Annotated in this window: 5 protein-coding genes; 4 read left to right on the top strand and 1 reads right to left on the bottom strand. The window is 69.5% G+C overall.

What is annotated here, in order from left to right; all coding sequences use genetic code 11:
- Positions 1–9 precede the first annotated feature (9 nt).
- Positions 10–1446: an MFS transporter gene (locus ABD333_RS23735; RefSeq protein ID WP_344544224.1), complete on the top strand. Its 1437-nt coding sequence runs from the start codon at positions 10–12 to the stop codon at positions 1444–1446.
- Positions 1418–2785, top strand: a complete 1368-nt coding sequence (locus ABD333_RS23730) for a cytochrome P450 (protein WP_344544222.1) — start codon at positions 1418–1420, stop codon at positions 2783–2785. Before ABD333_RS23735 ends, ABD333_RS23730 begins: the two co-directional genes overlap by 29 nt.
- A 68-nt stretch (positions 2786–2853) precedes the next feature.
- On the opposite strand, the gene ABD333_RS23725 is transcribed toward ABD333_RS23730, so the two are convergent.
- Positions 2854–4872 carry a WD40 repeat domain-containing serine/threonine protein kinase gene (locus ABD333_RS23725; protein WP_344544220.1) on the bottom strand — a complete coding sequence of 673 codons (2019 nt, stop codon included), beginning with the start codon at positions 4870–4872 and terminating at the stop codon, positions 2854–2856.
- Between the two features lie 102 nt (positions 4873–4974).
- Between ABD333_RS23725 and ABD333_RS23720 the strand changes: the two genes are divergently transcribed.
- Positions 4975–6996: a WD40 repeat domain-containing serine/threonine protein kinase gene (locus tag ABD333_RS23720; protein WP_344544218.1), complete on the top strand. Its 2022-nt coding sequence runs from the start codon at positions 4975–4977 to the stop codon at positions 6994–6996.
- Positions 6997–7358: 362 nt separating this feature from the next.
- Positions 7359–7850 carry a DUF2637 domain-containing protein gene (locus ABD333_RS23715; RefSeq protein WP_344544217.1) on the top strand — a complete coding sequence of 164 codons (492 nt, stop codon included), beginning with the start codon at positions 7359–7361 and terminating at the stop codon, positions 7848–7850.
- Positions 7851–8496 lie beyond the last annotated feature (646 nt).

Genomic DNA, 8496 nt, shown 5'->3' with positions numbered 1-8496 from the left:
GGAGCTCCCATGCGGAACCGGGCCCTGTGGACGTTCCTCGTGACGTCCTTCGTGTTGTTCATGGTCCAGCTCGACAACCTCGTCGTGGCGATCGCCCTGCCCACCATCAAGCACGAGCTGAACGCGTCGCTGGAGGCCCTGGAGTGGACGGTGAACGCCTACACGCTGGTGTTCGCCGTGCTGCTGCTCACGGGCGCGGCGATCGGCGACCGGTTCGGCCGCAAGCGCGTCTTCCTGGGCGGCCTCGTGCTGTTCACGGCCGCGTCGGCCGCCGCCGCGATGTCCACCAGCGCGGGCGAACTGGTCGCGGCGCGCGCCGCGCAGGGCCTCGGCGCGGCCGTCCTCACCCCGCTCACGCTGACGCTGCTGTCGGCCGCGGTCTCCCCGGAACGCCGCGCGCTGGCGCTCGGCGCCTGGGGCGCGGTGGGCGGCCTCGGCATCGCCATCGGCCCCGTGGTCGGCGGTGCCGTCGTCGCCGGCGCGTCCTGGCAATGGATCTTCTGGGTGAACGTGCCGATCGGCATCCTGCTGCTGCCCGCGGGAGCGATCTGGCTGCGCGAGAGCCGCGGCGCGACGCGACCGCTGGACCTCGTCGGCACCGCGCTGGCCAGCGCCGGGCTGTTCGCGATCGTGCTGGGCCTGGTCGAGTCCGGCGCGTGGGGCTGGACGAGCGCCCGTATCATCGGGCTGTTCGCGGTCGGCGCCGTCCTGTTCGGGCTGTTCCTGGTGTGGGAGTCGCGCACACCGCATCCGATGCTGCCACTGCGGCTGTTCCGCAGCCGCGCGTTCGCGCTGATCAACGTCACGGCGCTGATGCTGCACTTCGGGCTGTTCGGCTCCATCTTCCTGCTCGCGCAGTTCTTCCAGGTCGCGCAGGGCAAGAGCGCGCTGGAGGCGGGGCTGCTGACGCTGCCCTGGACGGCCGTGCCCGCCGTCGTCGCGCCCGTCGCGGCCGGGCTCGCCAAACGGTTCGGCGGACACCGCATCATCGCGGCCGGGATGTTCTTCCAGGCGCTCGGCCTGGCGTGGCTGGCGCTGGTGTCCACACCGACCGTCCCGTACACCGAACTGCTCCTGCCGTTCTTCACGTGCGGGCTCGGGCTCGGGCTGTTCTTCGCGCCGATCGCGAACCTGGTGCTGAGCACCGTGGACCGCACCGAGGAGGGCATCGCGTCCGGCACCAACAACGCGATCCGGCAGATCGGCGGGGTGTTCGGTGTCGCGGTCCTCGCGTCGATCTTCGCGCACAACGGGAGCTACACCAGCCCGCAGAGCTTCGCCGACGGCTCGATCCCCGCCGTCTGGGTCGGCGCGGCCGTCGTCGCGGCGGGCGTCGTGACCGCGCTGCTCATCCGGCCGCTTCGCAAGCGCCCTGTTCCCCCGGCCCGCTCCGACCGCACCCTCGAAACGAGGAACGATGATGACCATCACGCGCACCCCCGGTGAAATCAAGGCGCTGCCCAGCAATCCCGTCAGGGACTATCTGCGGCACCCGGCCCTCTACCGAACCGACCGCGTCGGGCTCTTCCAGGAGGTGTTCCGGACCTGCGGGGACCTCGGCACGTTCCGCGTCGGCCGCCGCACGTACTATCTGGCGAGCTCCGTCGAGCTCGCCCACCAGCTCCTGGTGAAGAACGGCGCGATGCTCGACAAGCCCCGCCGCTTCCAGGTCGCGATGGGCCCGCTGCTCGGCGACGGGCTGCTGGCCGCGTCGAACGAGGTCCACGCGGTCCAGCGCAAGCTGATCCAGCCGAAATTCCGCAAGAAGACCCTCCTGTCCACGTCCGCCGAGGTGGCCGCGACGTACTCGCGGGAGGCGGCCGACCGCTGGGCCGACGGCGAGGTCATCGACGTGTACGCGCAGATGATGCGGCTCGTCATGCTGATCGTGGCCAAGGACGTGTTCGGCCGCAGCGTCCACGAGGACGCGAGCGACTTCGGCACCGCGCTGAACGAGGCGATCGCCGAGTTCAACACGGGCGTCAGCGCGCTCGCCCAGTTCACCGCGATGTTGCCGTCCCGGTCCCGGCGCCGCTACCTGCGGGCGATCGCCGCGATGAACCGCACGTTCTACCGGATGCTGGAGGAGCACCGCACCGACCCCGACCCGCCCGACGACTGGCTCACGGCCCTCCTCGAATGCCGCTACGACGACGGCTCGCCCATGTCGGACGTCCAGATCCGCGACGAGGCGATCAACCTGCTGATGGCGGGCAACGAGACCACGGGCGCGGGCCTGACCTGGACCTGCCACCTGCTGTCCAGGCATCCCGCCGTCTACGACCGGCTGCTCGACGAGGTCCGTGACGTCCTCGCGGGACGGACGGTCACGGTGGACGACCTGCCGAAGCTGCCGTACACGCTCCAGGTGTTCAAGGAGAGCATGCGCCTCTACCCGCCCGTCTACATGTTCAGCCGGCAGCCCGCGCAGGACGTGACGGCGTGCGGGCACACGATCCCGGCGGGCGCGGCCATCCTGTTCAGCCCGTACGTGCTGCACCATCGCGCGGACTACTTCCCCGACCCGGAACGGTTCGACCCGGACCGGTTCTCCCCCGAGCGGGAGCGGGACATCCCGACCCACGCCTACATGCCGTTCGCGAGCGGCCACCGCATCTGCATCGGCAACAACCACGCGCTCCTGAACGGGCAGATCGCCCTAGCCACGCTCTCCCAGCGCGTCCGCTTCAGCGCGATCCCCGGCCAGGAGGTAGCCCTGGAGCCGAAGCTGACCCTCCGCCCACGCGGCGGCCTCAAGCTGAAGGTTCAACGCCTCCCGGAGTAAACCTCCACCCCTGTCCTCACCCAACCACCGCTGTCCGTTGCCAATGCGGGGCGCGGTTGCCGGCGTAGTCAGGGCCGGGGGAACTTGGTGATGTCCCAGAGACGGACGGTGTCGCCTCCGCCGCTGGCCAGGGTGCGGCCGTCAGGGGAGAAGGCGGCTACGTTGACGTCCTGGGTGTGGCCGGTGAGGGTTGTCGCCAGGCGGCGGGTGGCGACGTCCCACACCAGCAGCTTCTTCTGCGCCCCGTCGCTGGCCAGGTAACGACCGTCGCGTGAGAACGCCAGCGAACGGATGCCGTCGTAGCCGGGGGAGATCTCGGGCGTCAGCCGCAGTTCGGCGAGCAGGGCGCCGGTGGTCGTGTCGCGCAGCTTGATCACCTTGCCGTAGTCACCAAGCGCGATCATCCGGCCGTCGGGAGAGAAGGCGAGCGCGTCGGTCTCGGTCTCCTTGACCGTGACGACGGGGCGGCGGCTCGTCACGTCCCACAGCACGACGCTCCGGTCCGCGACCCCGGCCAGCAGCCGGCCATCGGGGGAGAACGCGTGCACGCCGCCACCCTTGATCGTGGCGATGCGGCTCCGGCTGAGCATGTCCCAGAACTGGATCTCGCTGTCCTCCGTCGGTGAGTTGAGGTTCGCGGCGAGGACCCGGCCGTCCGGGGAGAACCTGGGCGAGCCGCCCGCGCCCCGGAACGTGTCGAGTCTCTGGCCGGTACGGGCATCCCACAGAGCGACGTGGTCGCCGGGTTGCCCCACGCCGGCGGTCGCCAGCGTCGTGCCGTCCGGCGTCAAGGTCAGGCCGCCGATTGTGATCTTGTGGCCGGTGCGGAAGGTCCTCATGAGGCGACCGGTCCCCACGTCGAACACCAGGATCTGATCGGTGAGCCCCTTGGCGGTGAAGATCGTCCTGCCGTCCGGCGAGAAGACCAGATGATGCGCGATGATGGCGTCCGATGTGAAGGGCTTGCCGTAGGCGACCGGGGCCTCGTCCGTGTCGATCTCGCCGAGCAGCAGTTTCGCCGCCCCGGCGGCGGTGGCCGCCGTCGCGAGAACCCCGGCCACGCCCGCTGCCAAGATGGCGCGCCGCGACGGCCGACGCCCAGCCGACGCCGGAACCGAAACCGGAAACGGCAGGGCGGGCGGACCGGGAGGCGGCGTAGCGGCGAACTCAGGCCCAGGCGGAGCGGCGGCCGCGAAGGCCGGGCCGGGCGGAGGAGCGGCCGCGAAGTCCGGGCTCGGCGGCGCAGCGGCGAAGCCAGGCTCAGGCCGGGCGGGCGGGCCAAGCGCCGCCGCGGCGGCGAACTCGGAGACGAGTTCGGCAGGGGGAGGACGTTCGGCGGGGTCCTTGGCCAGGCAGCGCTCGATGATGTCGCGCAGGCCGGGAGGCGCACCCTCCAAATCAGGAGAGAGGCTCTTGATCCGGTGGACGATCGCTCCGGGGGAAGGTGCGTCGAAGGGGCCGTGTGCGGTGGCGGCGAAGGTGAGGACGGCGCCGAGGGAGAAGACGTCGCTGGGTGGGCCTGGCGTATCCAGGTTGATTTGTTCGGGTGACATGTAGGCCAGGGTGCCGATGAGGGTGCCGGTGGCGGTCATGGTGCTGGCGTCCAGGGCGCGTGCGATTCCGAAGTCGATGATGCGTGGGCCGTCCTCGGCCACGATCACGTTGCCTGGTTTGAGATCACGGTGAACAAGCCCGGCCGCGTGAATCGCCGCCAACCCCTCCGCAAGCCCGGCAGCCAGCCTGCCGAGCTGTTCGGTGGCCAGCGGCCCATCACTGGCGACCATCTGCTGCAGCGAAGGGCCAGGAACGTAGGCGGTGGCCATCCAGGGCGGATCGGCGCTCGGATCCGCGTCCACGACCGGCGCCGTGTAGAAACCGTTCACCCGCCGGGCCGCCTCGATCTCGCGGCCGAAGCGTGCCCGGAAGCCCGGGTCGGCGGTGTGCGCCGCGCGGATCAGCTTGACCGCCACCCGGCGGCCGCCCGGTGACTCGCCCAGGTACACCTGGCCCATGCCCCCGGCCCCCAGCCGTCCGACCAGCCTGTAGGGACCAACCCGGACAGGGTCACCTTCGGTCAATCCGCCCATTCGCCCCTCGCCCACGTCAAACGCCCTCGAATTGGCGTGCTCTCGGAGATCATATGGACAGTATTGTTCGCTTGACTGCTCCACTGAATGAGGAGGCGGGCGTTGGCTCCGCTGGTGAACGGCGACCCGGTGATGATCGGCTCGTACCGATTGGTCGGCCGCCTAGGCGAGGGCGGCATGGGCCGGGTGTACCTGGGAGAGACGCCGAGCGGCCGCCGCGTCGCGGTGAAGCTCATCCACGCCGAACACGTCGATGATCCCAGATTCCGGGACAGATTCGCCCGCGAGGTCCAGGCGGCGCAGCGGGTCAGCGGCTTCTACACCGCGCCAGTGCTGGACGCCGATCCGAACGGCGACCCGCCGTGGATGGCGACCGCCTACGTCCCCGGCCCCGCACTGCACACCCTGGTGAACACCGAGGGCCCGCTCCCACCGGACCGCATCCGCGTCCTCGGCGCCGGGCTTGCCGAAGGCCTGGCGGCGATTCACGCGGCCGGGCTTGTTCACCGTGATCTCAAACCAGGCAACGTGATCGTGGCCGAGGACGGCCCACGCATCATCGACTTCGGAATCGCACGCGCCCTGGACGCCAGCACCATGACCGCCACCGGAACCCTCATCGGCACCCTGGCCTACATGTCACCCGAACAAATCAACCTGGATACGCCAGGCCCACCCAGCGACGTCTTCTCCCTCGGCGCCGTCCTCACCTTCGCCGCCACCGCACACGGCCCCTTCGACGCACCTTCCCCCGGAGCGATCGTCCACCAGGTCGTCAACGAGCCGCCCGCCCTGGACGACATCCCCCCGCCACTCCGCGACATCATCACGCACTGCCTGGCCAAAGACCCCGCCGACCGTCCCACCGCATCCCAACTGATCACCCGCCTCGCCGCGGGGTCCCCCGAGTCTCTCGACCAACCCACACGAGCCGACACATCTCCCCAGCAAGTCCCCACGTCGCCCTTCGGACCAGCGCCCGCCGCGTACCCCCCGCCTGCTGCTTTCGCGCAACCCCCTGGTCCCCTACCGCAAGCCGCCCCCTACTACGTCGCCGCCCCGCCCGCCGTGGAACGGCCTTCAGGCATCCCACGACGCGCATTGCTGGCCGGTGCGGTCGGCGGAGCCCTCGTAGCCTCCGGGGCCGCCGCGTTCGGCTTGAGCCGCCTCGCCGATGACGAGTCCGGCGGCAGGAAGATCGCGCACCGAATCCTCCCGGGGGACTTCTCCGACCTCCGGTCGCTGGCGTTCTCCCCAGACGGCAAGATCGTGGCAGGTGGCTCCACCCAGACCGGCACGCCGACCTTGCACTTCTGGGACGCGGCCGAGGCCAAGAAAGTCGCCGAGTACCGCGCCACCCCCCAGGGCGTGCACGAGGTCGTCTTCACGCCCGACGGCGGAACGCTCATCCTCGCAGGAGCGGACGGCACCGTCCGGCTCTGGAGGATGGCCGACCGACACGAGATCGCCGTACTCCGCGGACACACAAGAGGCCAGGTGAACGCCGTCGCGATCTCGAAGCGAGGAATCATCGCCAGCGGCGGAAACGACGGCACGGTCCGCCTGTGGGACGCCAAGACCCTGAGGAACGTACGGACGATCACCCAGAAGTACCCGAACCTCGATCTCGACTTCGGGCCGCCGAACTACGGCGTCGCGTTCTCGCCGGACGGCCGCGTTCTCGCCAGCGTGGGCGGATACGCGAGCGTCCGGCTCTGGGATCCCGACACCGGTAGGCGCATCGCTGAAATCACCACGCAGAGACCGGCCACCACCGTGACCTTCTCCCCGGACGGCCGCACCCTCGCCGTCGGCGAGTACGGCCACGCGGACCAAGCGAGCACCACCGTCCTCGTGGACGTGCCCTCCCGGCGCATCGCCGGCCAATTGTCCAGGCACAAGTCAGTGAACGCCGTGGCCTTCTCACCGTCCGGCAGATCGCTGGCCACCACCGGCGACCACACGACCCTCGAACTCTGGAACGCGAGCACCCGTTCCATCATCGAGTCCGTCAAGGCCCCAGGCACCATGGCGACGCTGGCCTTCTCCCCAGACGGCCGCACCCTGGCCGCCGGCGCCTACGGACACGCATTCCTGCTCCCAGACCTGACCCACCTCCCCTGACCACTCGAAGTGCTGCTCAGGCTCTACGCCGAGTGCATCGACGGCCAGCACGAACAGACCTTCGGCGGAGGACCGTCACTGGCGGAAGGGGACGAGATGCCTTGCCAGGTGAGGTCCTCGACGCCTGGCCTCGGGCTAAGAATGACCCACTACCCCGAAAAGCAGCTAGTGGAGGCCCGGATCGTTCCGGTGCCCCCACATGTGCGGTCGGTTGGTGTCCGAGGTCTGACACACACGACATCCCAATGGGAACTCTCGATCGAGTTCCTCACTGGTGGGGAGTCGTCATGAGCTCTCCAAGCGATGGCGCCACTCTCACTACCCGAGTTCCTGTGGGCTCGCCGGGGCTCTCGGCAGTCAGCATGCCGATGAAGCTCAACTCCTCACGGGTCATTGTGGCGCTGGCCGTCCTAGCCGGCCTGGTGGCCAGCCTTGGCCTAGCCGCGGTAATCACGGCCGGGTTCACGCTGTCGTTCGATGCGATCGGTGCGGTCGGCCGGGCATGCGGCGTACGTGACGAGATCGCATGGCTGCTCCCGGCAGCGGTGGACGGCGCCATGTCGGTGGGCACGGTCACGGCCGTGGTCGTACGCCGCCTCCACCGCTCGACGGCCTACCCCTGGACCGTCGTCTCCGTCCACCTGCTCGTCACCCTTGTCGACGCGCTGGTGGACACCCTCGAACCTGTTGCCGTACGGAGCCAGGCATCAGTGGGCGGGCCGCCCTCAGGAGCCATGTACGGCGATGCGCCGCAGGAAGTGCACGAGGGGACCGGCAGTCGGGTTCGCTGGCAGCAGGCCGAATCTCGGCATGGCGCGGTAGTCGCGATCCGTCAACCAGCAGCAGAGGCATGAACCTGGCCACACGGCTCCGGAGACCAGCGCTAAGAGTGGCACCTACCTGCGAGGACGGGCAGACCGCGAGCGCAGCGGACGAGAATGGAACGCGATCAAGCCTCAGAACCGTCTCGGAGATCGCCTTGCCGCCGTTCGTTGCGTCACGGACCGTGCTGAACGGCGTCTTGCGGCCGTCTGAGGTGGCCGCACACTGCGGGATTACCGCCTGTCTGGCCCGGCATCTACTTGACTCCCTCGCGCAGGCCACCCCGTTTTGTCGTACTCCCGCGCGAACCTGGTGGACATGGAGAATCTCCCCCGGTTCCGGCCGTCGCCTGACCGGAGCTGGGTCTACGTGATTGCGGCGGTCGGCAGCTCCATGTACAAGATCGGGCGCTCGGTGGACGTGAAGGCCCGGTTGGCGTTGTTCCAGACTGGATCTCCGCTACCACTGAGGTGATTCCAACCTCAGGTGGCCTGGTGGTGGAGGGTGAGGATGGCCGCCACCATGGCGGTGAGGCGGCTGGATGAGCAGCGGCCTTGCGCAGGATGTGCCATTGCTTGAGGGTGGCGGCGCCGCGTTCCCCCAGGGCGCGGACCTTGGCGTGGTGCCGGTTGAACGGCTTCTTGCGCTTTCCAGCTTGCGGCGCTTCTTGCGCTTGTA

Origin of the sequence: Actinomadura fulvescens, from assembly GCF_039533225.1 — a bacterium.
Lineage (GTDB): Bacteria > Actinomycetota > Actinomycetes > Streptosporangiales > Streptosporangiaceae > Spirillospora > Spirillospora fulvescens.
The sequence above is the reverse complement of the archived record's forward strand: the minus strand, read 5'-3'. Positions and strand labels throughout refer to the sequence as shown.

Excerpts from the sequence above, each read along its gene's own strand:
- ABD333_RS23730 (WP_344544222.1), top strand. The coding sequence starts at position 1,418 with ATGATGACCATCACGCGCACCCCCGGTGAAATCAAGGCGCTGCCCAGC.
- ABD333_RS23725 (WP_344544220.1), bottom strand. The coding sequence starts at position 4,872 with ATGGGCGGATTGACCGAAGGTGACCCTGTCCGGGTTGGTCCCTACAGG.
- ABD333_RS23715 (WP_344544217.1), top strand. The coding sequence starts at position 7,359 with ATGCCGATGAAGCTCAACTCCTCACGGGTCATTGTGGCGCTGGCCGTC.
- ABD333_RS23735 (WP_344544224.1), top strand. The coding sequence starts at position 10 with ATGCGGAACCGGGCCCTGTGGACGTTCCTCGTGACGTCCTTCGTGTTG.